Raw genomic sequence first — 17,300 nt, forward strand, 5'->3', positions numbered from 1 at the left:
CTGCGATTGCCTGGCCGGCTCGGACACATCCGGGCCGGACCGGATCTCTCGTCGCCAAATTCCGCTACCCCCGCGAGGATTTCATGAAGATCTGCATCTACGGCGCCGGCGCGATCGGCGGATATCTCGGCGTGCAGCTGGCGCGCGCAGGCGCCGACGTCAGCCTGGTCGCGCGCGGCGCGCACCTCGCCGCCATGCGCGAGCGCGGCCTGACGCTGCGCGCCGGCGAGGAGACGCACACCGTCCATCCCCGCTGCACCGACAACGCGGCCGAGCTCGGCGTGCAGGACTACGTCATCGTCACGCTGAAGGCGCATTCGATCACCGGCGTGATCGAGAAGATGGCGCCGCTGCTCGGGCCCCACACCCGCATCGTCACCGCCGTCAACGGCATTCCCTATTGGTATTTCTACAAGCATGGCGGCGACTACGAGAACTCGACGCTGGAGAGCATCGATCCCGGCGGGCGGCAATGGCGCGAGTTGGGGGCCGAACGCGCCATCGGCTGCATCGTCTATCCCGCCACCGAGATCGAGGCGCCCGGCGTGATCCGCCACGTCTACGGCACCAATTTCCCGCTCGGCGAGCCCTCCGGCGAGATCACCTCGGACGTGCAGCGCCTCGCCGACCTGTTCGTCGCGGCCGGCCTGAAGGCACCGGTGCTCGACCGCATCCGCGACGAAATCTGGCTCAAGCTCTGGGGCAATGTCTGCTTCAACCCGATCAGCGCGCTCACCCATGCAACGCTCGACGTGATCTGCACCGATCCGTCCACGCGGGCGCTGTCGCGGGCAATCATGCTGGAGACGCAAGCCATCGCCGAAACCTTCGGCATCAAGTTCCGCGTCGACGTCGAGCGCCGCATCGAGGGCGCCCGCAAGGTCGGCGCGCACAAGACCTCGATGCTGCAGGATCTCGAGCGCGGCCGTCCGATGGAGATCGACCCTCTCGTCACCGTGGTGCAGGAGATGGGCCGGTTGACCAAAATCCCCACCCCGGCGCTGGATTCCGTGCTGGCGATGGTGACCCAGCGTGCCCGTATCGCCGGGCTCTATGACGGCGTCTCCGCGCGGTCCGATCCTCGCGCGCTGGCGGTGGCGTGATGAGCACCGAGACGAAAAAATGGCTGCGCTTCCGCCACGCCGGCACCACCGGCTTCGGCACGCTGACCGCATCTGAAATCAGCGTGCATGAGGGCGAGATGTTCGGCCGCAACGCCGCGACCGGCAGGACTCTCGCGCTGCCCGAGGTCGAGCTGCTCGCACCTTGCGCTCCGAGCAAGATCGTCGCGCTCTGGAATAATTTTCACGCGCTCGCCGCCAAGCTGAACCAGCCCGAGCCACCGGAGCCGCTCTATCTGCTCAAGGCCACCACCACCATCACGACGCCGGGTGCCGTGATCCGCCGTCCCTCCTACTACGAGGGCAAGACCACCTATGAGGGCGAGCTCGGCATCGTCATCGGCAAGACCTGCGCGCGCGTCTCGCCCGACGAAGCTGACGGCTTCATCTTCGGCTACACCTGCGTCAACGACATTACCGCCAACGACATCCTGACCAGCGATCCCAGCTTCCCGCAATGGGCCCGCGCCAAGGGCATCGACGATTACGGCCCGTTCGGCCCCGTGATCTCGACCGGCCTCGATCCGGCCAAGCTCACCGTTCGCACCATCCTCAATGGCGCGGAACGGCAGAATTATCCGATCTCCGACATGATCTTCAGCGCGCAAGCCCTCGTCAGCAAGATCTCCCACGACATGACCCTGCTCCCCGGCGACCTCATCGCCGTCGGCACCTCGGTCGGCGTCGGCGTCATGAAGGAGCCGGTGAACATTGTGACCGTCGCGATCGACGGCATCGGCGAACTCACGAACGAGTTCAGGTTGTAGTTGCACGGGCGGTGTTCCGTCAGCCTGACGCTGCCTCATGTGCCCACGCAGCGTTGGTCAATCGACCTTCCCTCCGATCCCGATCCCACGCCCGGCTTCTCGCCGTGGCGCGTTGCCAGCGACGGATCGCAGTCGAAGATCGAGATGCATTTTCGGCTGAGCGCCGACCGCTGAAGCGCGACGCGCGCCGAAACATTCCGACACACTTCACATCTGCGCGCGCCGATCAATGCCGCCAACTTGTCGCAGGGATGCCGCACTGTGGACGCATTCGGCAGCCCTTTTGTCAGGCGTGTCTGGGGGCACGGCCCAGCCGTGTTTGGACCAAACCTTCTAGGGGTATGACTGTGAAGAAGATTGTAATTGTTCTGGGTGCGACGCTTGCTCTGGTGACGGCTGCAAACGCTGCGGATCTGCCGCGCCGCCAGCCCGTGCCGGTCTATCCGGCCGAGCAGGCCCCGATCGGCAAGATGCCAATCGGCAAGAGCCCCGTTGGCAAGGCTCCGATCGGCAAGGCGCCCGCCCCGGTCGCCGCGCGCTACTGAGGCGCCGCAAACGACGCGCAGGATCTGCGCAGGCGGCCGACAGTCGAGGGGCTCAACGTGACGAACAAACCTGATCGATCGGGATCCTGCATCCTTGCGGGCCTCGCGCTTGCGACCATGCTCGCATGCATGATGTCCTCTGTCTCGGCTCACCAAACGAACAAGCGCATGGCCGATGATGCCAGTGCGCTTGTCACGACCGACACCGCGGCGCGCTCCTCACCGCAAGGGGCGCGGCGCTCGCTCCCGCGCACGGAGAAAGGCCCCTATTACGTCGACTTCCGCGCGCGCACGGCGGCGAGCTGGGGACATGCCTTCGTCTGGTACGGCAAGACCAGCGAGCGCGCCGTCGAGGTTGCCGGCCTCACGCCGGCCGGTGACACCTGGACTTACGTGCTCGGCTACTTCACCTGGGTGCCGTCGGAGACCGGCGCAAGCTACGGCGATCTCGATCCCGACTATCTGACCGCGAGCTATCGCGTGTATCTCAACGAGGCCGATGCCAAGCGGGTGTTCGCCTATATCGAGAAGCTGAAAGCGAGCTCTCCGGTCTGGAACGCAGAGACCACCAACTGCACGGGCTTCATCGGCGATATCGCCGAGTATATGGGATTGAAAGTCCCCAATCGCTGGCAGCGCCCGGAAAACTTCGTCAACAGCCTGAAAGAGATGAACGGCGGCCGGCAGATGGTGCGTTTGTCGGCGGAGTAGCCCGCCAGACTCGCCACCGCCGCCGTCATTGCGGGCATAGCGAAGCAATGCAGAGTCCGTCCGCGGAAACAGCCGGGATTGCTTCGCTACGCTCGCAATGACGGTGTTGATGCAGCGGCGCGCTCCAATTGTCCGCCTCGCGGAATCACTCCCACCGCCCGCATGACTCACCGCACGCCCCAACAATAGACATTTCCCGACCCCGGCGGCATCCTCTTCCCCATCAACTGGTAACAGAGCCTGCCACGCAGGCGGGGGAAGCATCATGCTGCAGACACGGTTCACAAAGCTCGTCGGGGTCGAGCACCCGATCGTCCAGGGCGGCATGCAATGGGTCGGGCGGGCCGAGCTGGTTGCCGCGGTCGCCAACGCCGGGGCGCTCGGCTTCATCACCGCGCTGACCCAGCCGACGCCGGAGGACCTGACCAGGGAGATCGCGCGCTGCCGCGACCTCACCGACAAGCCGTTTGGCGTCAACCTCACCATCCTGCCCGCGATCAAGCCGCCGCCTTACGCCGAATACCGCGCCGCCATCATCGAAAGCGGCATCACGGTGGTGGAGACCGCCGGCAACAAGCCGCAGGAGCATGTCGACGAATTCAAGAAGCACGGCGTCAAGGTCGTGCACAAATGCACCAGCGTGCGCCATGCGCTGTCGGCCGAGCGGATGGGCGTCGACGCCATCTCGATCGACGGCTTCGAATGCGCCGGCCATCCCGGCGAGGATGACACCCCCGGCCTGATCCTGATCCCGGCCGCCGCCAACAAGGTCAAGATCCCCATGATCGCCTCCGGCGGCTTTGCCGACGGCCGCGGCCTCGTCGCCGCCCTGGCGCTGGGGGCCGAGGGCATCAACATGGGCACCCGCTTCATGGCGACCAAGGAGAGCCCGATCCACCAGCTCATCAAGGAAAAGATCGTGGCCAATGACGAGCGCGAGACCGAGCTGATCTTCCGCACCATGCGCAACACCTCGCGCGTCGCCAGGAACGAGATCTCGACCAAGGTCGTTGCGATGGAGAAGGAAGGCGCCAAGTTCGAGGACATCCGCGAGCTCGTCGCCGGCGCCCGCGGCAAGATGGTCTACGCGACAGGCAATTCGGATGAAGGCATCTGGTCGGCCGGCCAGGTGCAGGGCCTGATCCAGGACATCCCGAGCTGCGGCGAGCTCATCTCCCGCATCGTGCGCGAAGCCGAGGCGATCATTCGTTCCAGGCTCGAGGGCATGATCGCGGGTCCTGCGGCGCAGGCCGCGGAATGATCATTAAGGTGATTTGACCGCGGAGCTCGCTACGCCGAGGGTCTACTCCCTCGCCCCGCTTGCGGGGAGAGGGTTGGGGTGAGGGGGAGTCTCCGCGAGGGCGGCAGCAGTTGGACTCGCGGAGAGTCCCCCTCACCCGCCGCGCGTTCCGCGCGTCGGCCTCTCCCCGCAAGCGGGGCGAGGCGAACGACATCGAACTTCATCTACAAACGCAATTCAGGTCGAGGTAACGCATGAAGGCTTATGTCTATGGTCCTGAAGGCGCTCGGATTTCCGACGTCGCTCAACCAAAGCCTGAGGGCACGCAGGTGCTCGTCAAGGTCCGCACCTGTGGTCTCAATCGCGCCGACACCGGCATGCGCAAGGGCCACGCGCACGGTGCGGCCGGCGGCGCCGGCACCGTGCTTGGCATGGAATGGGCCGGCGAAGTTGCCGAGCTCGGACCGGACGCGAAGGGCTTGGAGATCGGCGATCGCATCATGGGTTCGGGCGGCGCGGCGTTCGCGGAGTATACGCTCGCCGACCACGGCCGGTTGTTCCACGTGCCCTCCAGCATGAATTTCGAGGAGGCCGCGACCCTGCCCGTCGGGCTCACGACCATGCACAACGCCGTCGTCACAGTCGGCGGCGTGCAGCCCGGCCAGACCGTGTTGATCCAGGGCGCCAGCTCCGGCGTCGGCCTGATGGCGATGCAAATTGCCAAACTCAAGGGCGCCAGGCTCGTGATCGGCTCCTCGACCGATGCCTATCGCCGCGGACGGCTGAAGGAATATGGCGCCGACCTCGCAATCGACTCCTCCGACCCCAAATGGGTCGACGAGGTGCTGAAGGCGACCGGCGGCGAAGGCGTCGACCTCATCGTCGACCAGGTCTCAGGCCAGGTCGCCAACCAGAACCTCGCCGCGGCGAAGGTGCTCGGCCGCATCGTCAATGTCGGCCGGCTCGGCGGCACCCATGCCGATTTCAACTTCGACCTGCATGCGGCTCGCCGCATCAGCTATATCGGCGTCACCTTCCGCACCCGCAGCCTCGAGGAAGTCCGCGCGATCTTCGACGCGGTCAGGAAGGACATCTGGGGCGCGGTGGAATCGCGAAAACTCCAGCTGCCGATCGACAAGGTCTATCCGTTCTCCGACATCGACAAGGCGTTCGAGCACATGGAGGCGAACAAGCATCTGGGGAAGATCGTGGTGACGCTCTAGCGACCACCGTCATTCCGGGGCGCCCGAAAGGACGAACCCGGAATCTCGAGATTCCGGGTTCGATGCTTCGCATCGTCCCGGAATGACAGTGCCTGCTTCGCTCCTGCAACTCACTCGCGACTACGTCTGTGGATCATCGCTTGATGTTCGCGAATGCCCTGCTAAATCCCCCGCCATGAGCGGACAACACGACAAGACATCGGTCGCGGCCATTTCGATCCTGGCCAGCGGCGGCATGGCGGCGGCCAAATTCATCGTCGGCATCGCGATCGGATCGCTGGCGCTGGTCTCGGAGGCGCTGCACTCCTCGATCGACCTGGTCGCGACCATCATCACCTGGGCGGTGGTGCGGGTCTCCGACAAGCCGGCCGACGACGAGCACCATTACGGCCACGGCAAGCTCGAGAGCATTTCGGCGCTGGGCGTCACCGCGTTGCTTTACGTGCTCGCCGGCGGCATTCTGGTCCAGTCCTACAGCCATCTGCGCGAGGGAACCCCGCCGCCGACGATTTCGGCCGTGCCGTTCGTCGTGCTCGTCGTCGATATCCTCGTCAATCTTTGGCGCGCCCGTGCCCTGCACCGCGCCGCCCGGGCGACGAGGAGCGAAGCGCTCGCTGCGGACGCGCTGCACTTTGCGTCAGACGTGATGGGCTCATGTGCCGTGATCGTGGGTCTGATTCTCGCAGCCTTCGGCTTCTGGTGGGGTGACGCTGCGGCAGCTGCCGCCGTGGCCGTGATGATCGCGGGCCTCGGCCTGCGCATGGCAAGCTCCACGGTGCACACGCTGGTCGACCGCGCGCCGGAAGGTGCACTGGAAAAAGCCACGGCGGCGATCCGCAGTGTGCCCGGCGTGATCGACGTCGAGCGGCTGCGCGTGCGCATGGTCGGGGCGACCACCTTCATCGACAGCATCGTCAAGGTGCCCAGGACCTACCCGATCGACCGCGTCGAGAACATCAAGCGCAACGCCGAGGCCGCCCTCAGCAAGGCGTTCGGCGATGCCGACCTCTCCTTCGCGGCCGTCCCCGTTGCCCGCGACAACGAGACCGTGCGCGACCGCATCATGGTGATCGCGCGCAATTCGGCCCTCGCCATCCACCACGTCACGGTGCACGATCTCGGCACCAAGCTGATCGTCAGCATCGACCTCGAAGTCGACGCCGAGATGCGGCTCGACGCCGCCCATGACGTCGCCAACATGCTGGAACGTAACATCCAGGAAGAGTTCGGTGCGGACGTCGAGGTCGACGTCCATATCGAGCCGCTGGAACCGGAACTGCCGTTCGGCGTCGACGTTGCGCCTGACAGGGTGCAGACCATCGCCGCGGCGCTGACCGAATATGCCGCCGGCGGCGAGATCCACGACATCCATAACGTGCGCGTTCGCAACACCGAAGCCGGCGAGATCGTCAACTTCCACTGCCGCGCCACGCCGTCGATGAGCGTGATCAAGGTGCACGAGCACGTCGACGCGATCGAGCGCCGGCTGCGTCGCGCATTCCCGAGCGTGAAGCGCGTCATCAGCCACGCCGAGCCGCCGCGCGCGTGACGCGCAGCGTGTGAGGGATCACGCGTTCCTGTTTCGGACTCCCCGTGCACGTGAGTTTGCGGGCTCGCAGCACGAAACTCTCCATTGGATAAGAATTATTTCGCGTTAACGTTTCGTTGACTCTCGACAGCCTGCGCAAAGTGGATTCAAATCGCTGTGATTCGAGAGCGACGTGGGGCTGCTTTCGAAATTCGTCGCAAGCAGGTTTTCAGGGGGCCGAAGGCATGGCGCGCGCAGACGCCGCGAACGCGTGTGTCCAATCCGATTCGATCAAGGGATTGGCGCAATCGATCGCGAAACCTGCCTATCACCGGCTCCTGATCGCAGAGCCGGCGCTGCGTCGCGCCGTGCCGACGCTCATCATCGCCTTCCTCATCACGATCTGCCTCGGCGCGTTCGTCCAGGTCGTCGACCAGACGCGCCAGAAGCGCCTGGTCATCCAGAACGACATTTCATCCCTCGCCGAGCTGCTCGCCGAACGCATCGACCGCGTCAGCGCCGTGCGCGGCGAGCGACTGAAGAACATCGAGAACCTGCCGGCACTGCTCCCCGACATGATCCCGTCGCGGGCCAGGATCTCGGGCCGCCATGTCGTCGTCACCTCGGCGGGCGTCAACGGCCGCATCCTTGCCCGCATCCCGATCGACAATGATCCCGCCGGCAACGACCGCCTGCTCGATGCGATCACCACCGCCCAGCTGCTCGCCGCGCCGCCGCGCGACAACGACGTCTCCAGCATGACGCTGCCTGATGGCAACGCCGCGATGGCGACCTCGCGGCCGATCACGTCGCTGCCGGGCCTCGTCACCGTGATCCAGGAGCGCAACGAGCCGATCTGGGGCTCGGACGCGGCGCTGTCGGTGACGCTGTCCGCGACGACGGGCTTCGTCGTCCTGATCCTCGGTTTCGCCTTCCACTGGCAGTCGACCCGCGCCCGCGAAGGCGACCTCATCAACGATGCCGTGCGCGGCCGAATCGACACTGCGCTCAATCGCGGCCGCTGCGGGCTGTGGGACTGGGACTTGTCGCGCGGCCGGATCTTCTGGTCGCAATCGATGTTCTCGATGCTCGGCCTCGACGGCCGCAACGAGCTCCTCACCTTCGGTGAGGTCAACGCGCTGGTGAAGTCCGACGACATCGACCTGTTCGAGATCGCCGACCAGCTGATCTCCGAGAAGATCGACCACATCGACCAGATCTTCCGCATGCAGCACGTCGATGGCCACTGGATCTGGCTGCGCGTCCGCTGCGAGCGGACCCGCGGCGCCAGCGATGCCGGCATGCACCTGATCGGCATCGCGGTCGATATCACCGAGCAGAAGAGCCTCGCCGAGCGCACCGTGGAAGCCGACCTTCGCCTGCGCGACGCGATCGAGACCATTCCGGAAGCCTTCGTGCTGTGGGACGCGAGCGATCGCCTGGTGCTGTGCAATTCGCACTTCCAGCGCCTGCACAAGCTACCCGACACGGCCGTGATCCCGGGCACCTCCTACGAGACCGTGTTGGAAGTCGGCCGCATGCCCGAAGTCCGTACCCGTCACAACGAGATCGCGGCCCAAGGCCCGGGCGCACGCACTTTCGAGGCGCAGCTCGACGACGGCAGCTGGCTGCATATCAGCGAGCGCCGCACCAAGGACGGCGGCTACGTCTCTGTCGGCACGGACATCACCCGGATCAAGGAGCACGAACAGAAGCTCGTCGACAACGATCTGCGCCTGCGCGCCACCGTCATCGACCTCAGGCGCTCCCAGGCGGCGCTGGAACGCCAGACCATCGAGCTCGCCGATCTCGCCGAGAAGTACCAACGCGAGAAGACCCGGGCCGAGGAAGCCAACCAGACCAAGTCGAAGTTCCTCGCCAATATGAGCCATGAGCTGCGCACGCCGCTCAACGCCATCATCGGCTTCTCCGAGATCATGGGCTCGGGCATGTTCGGCGAGCTCGGCTCAGAGAAGTACCAGGAATATTGCCACGACATCCTGACCAGCGGGCACTATTTGCTCGAGGTCATCAACGACATCCTCGACATGTCCAAGATCGAGGCCGGCCGGATGAAGCTCGACATGGAAGAGCTCGACCTGTCGCGGACGTTGGCCGAATCCCTGCGCGTCGTCTCCGGCCGGGCCGAGGACAAGAACCTGACGCTGGATGCCGACATCGAGAAATCCATCTCCGTCGTCGCCGACCGCCGCGCGACCAAGCAGATCGTCGTGAACCTGCTGTCCAACGCGGTGAAGTTCACGCCCGACGGCGGACGCATCGTGGTGCGCAGCCGGCAGCTCGAGGACAAGATCGTGCTGATGATCGCCGACACCGGCATTGGCATCGCGCCGCACTCGCTGGCGCGGCTCGGACGCCCGTTCGAGCAGGTCGAAAGCCAGCTCACCAAGACCTATCACGGCTCCGGCCTTGGCCTTGCGATCGCCCGCTCGCTGGCGCAGCTCCACGGCGGCTCGATGCGGCTGCGCTCCAGGCTGGAAGTCGGCACCGTCGTCCGCGTGACGCTGCCGCGCGATGCGATCAAGGCGGCGCCTGGGATCTCGGCTGCGGCTTGAACTTCACGAAGACGGTCTGCGGGCCTGCTCCCCGCCTCTCCCGCTTGCGGGAGAGGCCGACGCGTGTCCAGACCGGATAGATAGGTAACACAATAGACCGGATGGATGGGTGACAGTTCTCTGTCGGCTGGGAGGACCAGCCGATGCCTTGGCGAGAGAGCTGCGCAATGGACCAGCGGGTTAACTTCATCGCGGATCAGCGAAGCGGATTGTGGACGATGACGGAGCTTTGCGACCGTTACGAGATCAGCCGCAAGACTGGTTACAAATGGTTGGAACGCTACCATTTGGAAGGGCCGGCAGGGCTTGCGGAACGTTCCCACGCCGCACGGGTGCATGGGCGCGCAACGCCCCAGCACATGGTGGATGCGATTGTCGGACTGAGGCTCGAGCGACCGAGCTGGGGACCGCGCAAGATCGTGAGCAAGCTCGAGGCTCGGCAAAGGGATATCGAATGGCCGTCAGCATCAACGGCAGGCGCGATCCTCAAGCGAGCAGGGCTTATTGACGGCCGCAAGGTCCGTCGCCGTGCGCCGCCGCGGATGGGAGAGCTGACGGTGCCTCAGCATGCCAATCATGTCTGGGCGCTCGATCACAAGGGTTGGATTCGACTGGGCGACGGCTCCCGGGTCGAGCCCTTTACGGCGACCGATGGCTTCAGCCGCTATTTGATCAGTCTGGCGGCGACGGGAAGCACGCAGCATGCCGAGTGCCAACCGCTGCTGGAGCGCGCGTTTCGCGAGTACGGCTTGCCGCAGATCATCCGTTCCGACAAGGCTCGCCGTTTGTCTCGACCGGAACCACTGGCCTGACGGCGCTGTCGGTATGGTGGATCAAGCTCGGCATTCGCCACGAACGGATTGATCCCGGCCATCCGCAGCAGAACGGCCGGCACGAGCGCTTTCACCTCACGCTTCTGGAAGCCATGCGGCCACCGCCGCCGACCCGGATGGCGCAGGCCCGTCGCTTCACCGCATTTGCGCGCGACTACAACGAAGAGCGGCCGCACGAGGCGCTCGGCCAGCGCCCACCTGCCAGCGTCTATCAGCCCTCGATGCGTGCGATGCCAGGGCGGCTTCCCAAGCCTGATTATCCATCCGAAGCCGCGGTTCGCCAGGTCCGCTCCACCGGAGAGATCAAGTGGCGTGGTGACTTCATCCACATCTGCAGCGCTCTTGGCGGCGAAGCTGTTGCCGTCGAGGAAATCGAGGACGGATCCTGGCAGGTGCGCTTCTTCGACGTGCCGATCGGCATTATCGACCGGCAAACACGCAAGCTGCGGCGCTGCGCTAGCGCAGCGCCGCAGCTGACCAAATCATGAACAAGTGTTACCCATCCATCCGGTCTAATTTGTTACCAATCCATCCGCTGGACAGCGGGCCGAGCGATGCGAAGCACCGTCCGGCGCGTGGCGGGTGAGGGTTCTTTCCTCTTGGGGATTGTCCCGTTGCGGAGACACCCTCTCCCACCCCTCTCCCGCAAGCGGGAGAGGGAGCCCAGTGCCGCTGCCGTTACATCGTGCACGCCATAGGCATTCGGCTTTACGACTGCAGGCTCGGAGCCACTTCGCGCGCGACGTTGACCAGCGCTGCGATCAGCGGCGTCATCGGGTCGCGCTGCGGGATCACCAGGCCAACGCTGTAATTGACCTCGGGGTCGACGATCGGGATGGTGCGGACCTTGTCGGAGAGGCCGAGCGTCTCGGCGAGCTTGGCCGGCATCACGCTGGCCCAGCGCCCGGTCTTGACATGGGTGAACAGCACCAGCAGCGAGTTCGAGGTCAGCGTCGGCGTCGCCTCGGCGCCGACCGAGCGCAGCGCACGGTCGATGATGCGGCGGTTCTGCATATCAGGTGTCAGCAGACACAGCGGCACCTGCCCGACCTCGGTCCAGGTCACCGTCTCGCGGTCGCCGAACATCCCATCGGGCGCGGTGAGCAGGCGATAGCTCTCGTTGTAAAGCGGAATGGTACGTACCTTCCCGATCGGCTCGTTCTCGATATAGGTCAGCCCGGCATCGACCTCGAGGTTTTCGAGCAGCCCAAGCACCTCCGATGAGGTCGTCGAGCGGATGCTGAAACGCACCTCGGGATGCCGCGCGCGGAACGGCGTCGTCAGCGACGCGACCATGCCGAGCGCGGTCGGAATCGCCGCAATGCGGATCTCGCCGGAGAGCTGGTGCTTCAGTCCGTTGATCTCGTCGCGCATTGCGCGCGCATCGCCCACGATCCGCCGCGCCCAGTCGAGCGTTCGCTCGCCTTCGGGGGTAAATCCCTGAAACCGGGACCCACGCTGGACCAGCATCACGCCCAGAATCTCCTCGAGCTGCTTGAGCGCGGTCGACATGGTCGGCTGGGTGACACCGCAGGCCTCTGCGGCCCGTCCAAAATGCCGCTCCTTGGCCAGCGCCAGCAGCAGTTCAAGCTTGTCGATCAACCGTCCGTCCCCTGCACATCTGTCGTCGCATGCAAGCTATCACGCCGGGACCTGCATCAACACGCAAAAACCGGCAAACGATTCAAGTTTCATGACCCGATCGTATCGATCGATTGCGATCTCCAATCGATCTGAATTCGCAATCGCAGCATGAGACAGCTTTATTGATCTTCGAACGATTCCAAATAGTTTGCGCGAAAGGGACGCTCAATTTGAGAACGAAGAATGACAGCGGTTTATGAGCCTTGTTACGACTCCTGGGAAGAGACGCGCGGCGCGGAGATCATCGCCGAACATGCCGGTCAGGAAGGCGCGACCCTGGTGATTCTGCACGCGCTTCAGGAGGCATTCGGCTACGTGCCGGAGGCCGCGATTCCCATGGTGGCGCAGGCGCTGAATCTGTCGCGCGCCGAGGTCCACGGCGTCTTCACCTTCTACCATGACTTCCGCCACAAGCCGGCCGGCCGCCACGTGCTGAAGCTGTGCCGCGCGGAGGCCTGCCAGGCCGCGGGCGGAGACGCGCTGGCGGCGCGCGCCGAGGCGAAGCTTGGGGTCTCGCTCGGCAACACCACGGCGGATGATCGCGTTACGCTGGAGCCGATCTACTGCCTCGGGCTGTGCGCGACCGCGCCGTCCGCGATGCTCGATGGCCGCCTCATTGGCCGGCTCGACGAGAAGCGCATCGATGCGCTGGTCGCGGAGGCACGGCGATGAACATGAAGATCTTCATTCCCCGTGATGCCGCCGCTGTGGCCGTCGGCGCCGACGACATCGCCGTCGCGTTCGAGCAGGTTGCAGCGAAGCGCGGCTTGCCTGTCGAGATCATCAGGACCGGCTCGCGCGGGCTCTGCTGGCTGGAGCCGATGATCGAGGTGGCAACGCCCAAAGGCCGGGCCGCATTCGGTCCTGTCGGCACGGAGGACGTCAACTCCGTGCTCGAGGCCATGGCGAGCAATGGACCGCACGCGCTGCGGCTCGGCATTGCGGACGAAATTCCCTGGCTGAAGCGCCAGACCCGCCTCACCTTCGCCCGCTGCGGCGTGATCGATCCGCGTTCGCTCGACGATTACCGTGCCCATGGCGGCTACAAGGGTCTCGAGCGCGCGGTGTCGCTGGGCCCGGACGCGATCCTCAACGAAGTAACGGCCTCTGGCCTGCGCGGACGCGGCGGAGCCGGGTTCCCGACCGGCATCAAGTGGAAGACGGTGGCGCAAGCCAAAGCCGATCGCAAATTCATCGTCTGCAACGCCGACGAAGGTGACAGCGGCACCTTCGCCGACCGCATGATCATGGAAGGCGATCCCTTCCTCGTCATCGAGGGCATGACGACATCAGGCATCACGGTCGGCGCCACCAAGGGCTACATCTACATTCGCAGCGAATATCCGCACGCGGTCGAAGCGATGAAGGCCGCGATATCGGCGGCAAGGCGGGGCGGCTATCTCGGCGACAAGATCGGCGGCTCGACGTACAGCTTCGATATGGAAGTGCGCGTCGGCGCCGGCGCTTACGTTTGCGGCGAGGAGACCTCGCTGCTGGAAAGCCTCGAGGGCCGCCGTGGCCTGGTGCGCGCCAAGCCGCCGCTGCCGGCGCATCACGGCCTGTTCGGCAAGCCGACCGTCATCAACAACGTGCTGTCGTTCGCCGCCATCCCCTTCATCCTCACCGAAGGCGCCAAGGCGTATGCCGATTTCGGCATGGGGCGCTCGCGCGGCACCATGCCGATCCAGCTTGCCGGCAACATCCGACAGGGCGGGCTGTTCGAGACGGCGTTCGGCGTGACGCTCGGCGAGCTCGTCGACGATATCGGCGGCGGCACGTTCACAGGCCGCCCGGTTCGCGCCGTGCAGGTCGGCGGCCCGCTCGGCGCCTACTTTCCGCGCGCGCTGTTCGACACCCCGTTCGACTATGAGGCCTTCGCTGCGCGCGACGGCCTGATCGGCCATGGCGGCATCGTCGTGTTCGACGACAGCGTCGACATGCGCAAGCAGGCGCGCTTCGCCATGGAGTTCTGCGCCGTCGAGTCCTGCGGCAAGTGCACGCCCTGCCGCATCGGCTCGACCCGCGGCGTCGAGACCATCGAGAAGATCATCCGCGGCGAGCGTGTCACCGAAAACCTCGCGCTTGTCGAAGACCTCTGCAACACCATGAAGTTCGGCTCGCTCTGCGCACTCGGCGGCTTCACGCCCTACCCCGTGCTCAGCGCATTGAAGCACTTCCGGGAAGATTTCGCCCCCGCCCCGACCACGCTTCAGGCCGCGGAATAGGAGAACGACCATGTCCATGATCGAAGAAATCGACTTCGGCACGCCGCGCTCCAAGTCGGAAACGATGGTGACGCTGACCATCGACGGCAATGAGGTCACGGTGCCCGAGGGTACCTCGATCATGCGCGCCGCGATGGACGCCGGCCACCAGATCCCAAAGCTCTGCGCGACCGATATGGTCGACGCGTTCGGCTCCTGCCGGCTCTGCGTCGTCGAGATCGAGGGCCGCGCCGGCAGGCCGGCCTCCTGCACCACGCCTGTGATGAACGGCCTCGTGGTCCACACCCAGAGCGAGCGGTTGAAGCAGCTGCGCAAGGGCGTGATGGAGCTCTACATCTCCGACCATCCGCTCGACTGCCTCACCTGCGGCGCCAATGGCGACTGCGAATTGCAGGACATGGCCGGCGCCGTGGGCTTGCGCGAGGTGCGCTACGGCTATGAGGGCGAGAACCACGTCTTCGCCAAATCCAACGGCGAGATCAATGCCGCCTGGATGCCGAAGGACGAGTCCAATCCCTACTTCACCTATGATCCCTCCAAATGCATCGTCTGCTCCCGCTGCGTGCGCGCCTGCGAGGAAGTGCAAGGCAGCTTCGCGCTGACCATCTCCGGCCGTGGCTTCGACAGCCGCGTCTCCCCCGGGATGAACGAGAGTTTCCTCGGCTCGGAATGCGTCTCCTGCGGCGCCTGTGTGCAGGCCTGCCCGACCGCGACGCTGACGGAGAAGTCCGTCATCGAGATCGGTCAGCCCGAGCACTCCGTCGTCACCACCTGCGCCTATTGCGGCGTCGGCTGCGCGTTCAAGGCCGAGATGCGCGGTGAGGAAGTGGTGCGCATGGTGCCGTACAAGGACGGCAAGGCCAATCGCGGCCACTCCTGCGTCAAAGGACGCTTTGCCTGGGGCTACACCAACCACGGCGAACGCATTCTCAAGCCGATGATCCGAGAGCGGATCGAGGACCCCTGGCGCGAAGTATCATGGGACGCGGCATTCTCGTTTGCGGCGGCCAAGATGCGCGGCATCCAGAAGAAGTACGGGCGCGATGCCATCGGCGGCATCACCTCGTCCCGCTGCACCAATGAAGAAACCTATCTGGTGCAGAAGCTGATCCGCGCCGGCTTCGGCAACAACAATGTCGACACCTGCGCCCGCGTCTGCCACTCGCCGACCGGCTATGGGCTTTCCGTCACCTTCGGCACGTCAGCCGGTACGCAGGATTTCGACTCGGTGGAGGATACCGATGTCGCCGTCATCATCGGCGCCAATCCGGCCTCGGCTCACCCCGTCTTCGCCTCCCGCCTCAAGAAGCGGCTGCGCCAGGGCGCCAAGCTGATCGTGATCGATCCGCGCCGCACCGAAATGGTGGAATCGCCGCACGTGAAGGCGCTGCATCTGCCCTTGATGCCCGGCACCAACGTCGCGGTCGTCACCGCGCTGGCGCATGTCATCGTCACCGAGGGCCTCGTCAACGAAGCCTTCGTGCGCGAGCGCTGCGACTGGAGCGAGTTCGAGGAATGGGCCGCCTTCGTCGCGCAACCGAAGCACAGCCCGGAAGCCACCGCCATCCTCACCGGCGTCGATCCGAAAACGTTGCGCGAAGCGGCTCGCGTCTACGCCACCGGCGGCAACGGTGCGATCTATTACGGCCTCGGCGTCACCGAACACAGCCAGGGCTCGACCACCGTGATCGCGATTGCCAACCTTGCGATGGCGACCGGCAACATCGGCCGCCCGGGCGTCGGCGTGAATCCGCTGCGCGGCCAGAACAACGTGCAGGGCTCCTGCGACATGGGCTCGTTCCCCCACGAGCTACCCGGCTATCGTCACATCGCCGGCGATGCCGTGCGCGAGCAGTTCGAGGCGATGTGGGACGTCAAGCTCAACCCCGAGCCGGGCCTGCGCATCCCCAACATGTTCGATGCCGCGATCGAAGGCACGTTCATGGGTCTCTACGTGCAGGGCGAGGACATTCTCCAGTCCGACCCCAACACCAAGCACGTGGTGGCGGCGCTGTCGGCGATGGAATGCGTCATCGTTCACGACCTCTTCCTCAACGAGACCGCGAACTACGCCCACGTTTTCCTGCCCGGCTCGAGCTTCCTCGAGAAGGACGGCACCTTCACCAACGCCGAACGCCGCATCCAGCGCGTCCGCAAGGTGATGTCGCCGAAGAACGGCCTGGCCGACTGGGAGGTCACCATCGGACTTGCCAAGGCGATGGGCTTCGAGATGAACTACAGCCATCCCTCCGAGATCATGGACGAGATCGCGGCCCTGACGCCGACCTTCGCCGGCGTCTCCTACGCCAAGCTCGACGAGCTCGGCTCGGTGCAATGGCCTTGCAACGAGAAGGCGCCGGAGGGCACGCCGGTGATGCATATCGATGGCTTCGTCCGCGGCAAGGGCAAGTTCATCATCACCGAATATGTCGCGACCGACGAGCGCACTGGCCCCCGCTTCCCGCTGCTGCTCACCACAGGCCGCATCCTCAGCCAGTACAATGTCGGCGCGCAGACAAGGCGCACCGAGAACGTGGTCTGGCACGCCGAGGACCGGCTGGAGATCCATCCGCACGACGCCGAGTTGCGCGGCGTGCGCGATGGCGACTGGGTGCGGCTGACGAGCCGCGCCGGCGAGACCACGCTGCGCGCCGAGATCACCGACCGCGTGTCGCCTGGTGTCGTCTACACCACCTTCCACCACCCGGACACGCAGGCCAACGTGATCACGACGGACTATTCGGACTGGGCGACCAACTGCCCCGAGTACAAAGTCACGGCCGTGCAAATCTCGCCGTCGAACGGCCCGTCCGACTGGCAGAAGAGCTACGACGAGCAGGCGCGGCAGTCCCGCCGCATCGCGCCGGCCGAGGCCGCGGAGTAGCCG

At 65.3% G+C, this 17,300-nt stretch carries 14 protein-coding genes; 13 read left to right on the forward strand and 1 reads right to left on the reverse strand.

The annotated features are described in order from the left end of the window. Positions 1-83 precede the first annotated feature (83 nt). The 10 genes from BM222_RS02670 (at position 84) to BM222_RS41835 (ending at position 11,032) form a co-directional block, all read left to right on the forward strand. On the forward strand, positions 84-1,103 hold the full coding sequence (locus BM222_RS02670) for a 2-dehydropantoate 2-reductase (RefSeq protein ID WP_092226711.1): 1,020 nt from the start codon (positions 84-86) through the stop codon (positions 1,101-1,103). Then, positions 1,103-1,888, forward strand: a complete 786-nt coding sequence (locus tag BM222_RS02675) for a fumarylacetoacetate hydrolase family protein (protein ID WP_177242964.1) — start codon at positions 1,103-1,105, stop codon at positions 1,886-1,888. The genes BM222_RS02670 and BM222_RS02675 overlap by 1 nt, the downstream gene beginning before the upstream one ends. 341 nt (positions 1,889-2,229) lie before the next feature. Continuing rightward, on the forward strand, positions 2,230-2,433 hold the full coding sequence (locus BM222_RS02680) for a hypothetical protein (protein WP_092226713.1): 204 nt from the start codon (positions 2,230-2,232) through the stop codon (positions 2,431-2,433). A gap of 57 nt (positions 2,434-2,490) precedes the next feature. Next, complete coding sequence (locus BM222_RS02685; RefSeq protein WP_092226714.1) at positions 2,491-3,144, forward strand: hypothetical protein; 654 nt, start codon at positions 2,491-2,493, stop codon at positions 3,142-3,144. 265 nt (positions 3,145-3,409) lie between these two features. Further along, the gene (locus tag BM222_RS02690) at positions 3,410-4,405 is read left to right on the forward strand and encodes an NAD(P)H-dependent flavin oxidoreductase (protein ID WP_092226715.1); all 996 of its coding nucleotides are present in this window, start codon (positions 3,410-3,412) and stop codon (positions 4,403-4,405) included. 233 nt (positions 4,406-4,638) lie between these two features. Next, the gene (locus tag BM222_RS02695; protein WP_092226716.1) at positions 4,639-5,607 is read left to right on the forward strand and encodes a zinc-binding dehydrogenase; all 969 of its coding nucleotides are present in this window, start codon (positions 4,639-4,641) and stop codon (positions 5,605-5,607) included. 175 nt (positions 5,608-5,782) lie between these two features. After that, a complete protein-coding gene (locus tag BM222_RS02700; RefSeq protein ID WP_092226717.1) occupies positions 5,783-7,156 on the forward strand; it encodes a cation-efflux pump in 1,374 nt (457 codons plus the stop codon). 224 nt (positions 7,157-7,380) lie between these two features. Next, positions 7,381-9,711, forward strand: coding sequence for a PAS domain-containing sensor histidine kinase (locus BM222_RS02705; protein WP_092226718.1), 2,331 nt, complete (start codon positions 7,381-7,383; stop codon positions 9,709-9,711). A gap of 167 nt (positions 9,712-9,878) precedes the next feature. Next, a complete protein-coding gene (locus BM222_RS41830; RefSeq protein WP_244546986.1) occupies positions 9,879-10,523 on the forward strand; it encodes a helix-turn-helix domain-containing protein in 645 nt (214 codons plus the stop codon). After that, positions 10,421-11,032: an integrase core domain-containing protein gene (locus BM222_RS41835; RefSeq protein ID WP_244546987.1), complete on the forward strand. Its 612-nt coding sequence runs from the start codon at positions 10,421-10,423 to the stop codon at positions 11,030-11,032. The genes BM222_RS41830 and BM222_RS41835 overlap by 103 nt, the downstream gene beginning before the upstream one ends. Before the next feature lie 220 nt (positions 11,033-11,252). On the opposite strand, the gene BM222_RS02715 is transcribed toward BM222_RS41835, so the two are convergent. Continuing rightward, positions 11,253-12,146 (reverse strand): LysR family transcriptional regulator, encoded by an 894-nt coding sequence (locus tag BM222_RS02715; RefSeq protein ID WP_092226719.1) that lies wholly within the window; start codon positions 12,144-12,146, stop codon positions 11,253-11,255. Positions 12,147-12,371: 225 nt separating this feature from the next. Between BM222_RS02715 and BM222_RS02720 the strand changes: the two genes are divergently transcribed. From BM222_RS02720 to fdhF, 3 genes are read left to right on the forward strand one after another with little or no spacing between them, the layout of a single operon-like run. After that, complete coding sequence (locus BM222_RS02720; RefSeq protein WP_092226720.1) at positions 12,372-12,860, forward strand: formate dehydrogenase subunit gamma; 489 nt, start codon at positions 12,372-12,374, stop codon at positions 12,858-12,860. Continuing rightward, the gene (locus BM222_RS02725; RefSeq protein ID WP_092226721.1) at positions 12,857-14,413 is read left to right on the forward strand and encodes a formate dehydrogenase beta subunit; all 1,557 of its coding nucleotides are present in this window, start codon (positions 12,857-12,859) and stop codon (positions 14,411-14,413) included. Before BM222_RS02720 ends, BM222_RS02725 begins: the two co-directional genes overlap by 4 nt. A 10-nt stretch (positions 14,414-14,423) precedes the next feature. Further along, positions 14,424-17,297, forward strand: a complete 2,874-nt coding sequence (gene fdhF, locus BM222_RS02730; protein ID WP_092226722.1) for a formate dehydrogenase subunit alpha — start codon at positions 14,424-14,426, stop codon at positions 17,295-17,297. Positions 17,298-17,300: the final 3 nt, after the last annotated feature.

This window comes from Bradyrhizobium sp. Gha (genome assembly GCF_900113735.1).
GTDB lineage: Bacteria > Pseudomonadota > Alphaproteobacteria > Rhizobiales > Xanthobacteraceae > Bradyrhizobium.

Coding starts and splice junctions, on each gene's coding strand:
- BM222_RS02670 (WP_092226711.1), top strand. CDS start 84: ATGAAGATCTGCATCTACGGCGCCGGCGCGATCGGCGGATATCTCGGC.
- BM222_RS02675 (WP_177242964.1), top strand. CDS start 1,103: ATGAGCACCGAGACGAAAAAATGGCTGCGCTTCCGCCACGCCGGCACC.
- BM222_RS02680 (WP_092226713.1), top strand. CDS start 2,230: ATGACTGTGAAGAAGATTGTAATTGTTCTGGGTGCGACGCTTGCTCTG.
- BM222_RS02690 (WP_092226715.1), top strand. CDS start 3,410: ATGCTGCAGACACGGTTCACAAAGCTCGTCGGGGTCGAGCACCCGATC.
- BM222_RS02695 (WP_092226716.1), top strand. CDS start 4,639: ATGAAGGCTTATGTCTATGGTCCTGAAGGCGCTCGGATTTCCGACGTC.
- BM222_RS02700 (WP_092226717.1), top strand. CDS start 5,783: ATGAGCGGACAACACGACAAGACATCGGTCGCGGCCATTTCGATCCTG.
- BM222_RS02705 (WP_092226718.1), top strand. CDS start 7,381: ATGGCGCGCGCAGACGCCGCGAACGCGTGTGTCCAATCCGATTCGATC.
- BM222_RS41830 (WP_244546986.1), top strand. CDS start 9,879: ATGGACCAGCGGGTTAACTTCATCGCGGATCAGCGAAGCGGATTGTGG.
- BM222_RS02720 (WP_092226720.1), top strand. CDS start 12,372: ATGACAGCGGTTTATGAGCCTTGTTACGACTCCTGGGAAGAGACGCGC.
- BM222_RS02725 (WP_092226721.1), top strand. CDS start 12,857: ATGAACATGAAGATCTTCATTCCCCGTGATGCCGCCGCTGTGGCCGTC.
- fdhF (WP_092226722.1), top strand. CDS start 14,424: ATGTCCATGATCGAAGAAATCGACTTCGGCACGCCGCGCTCCAAGTCG.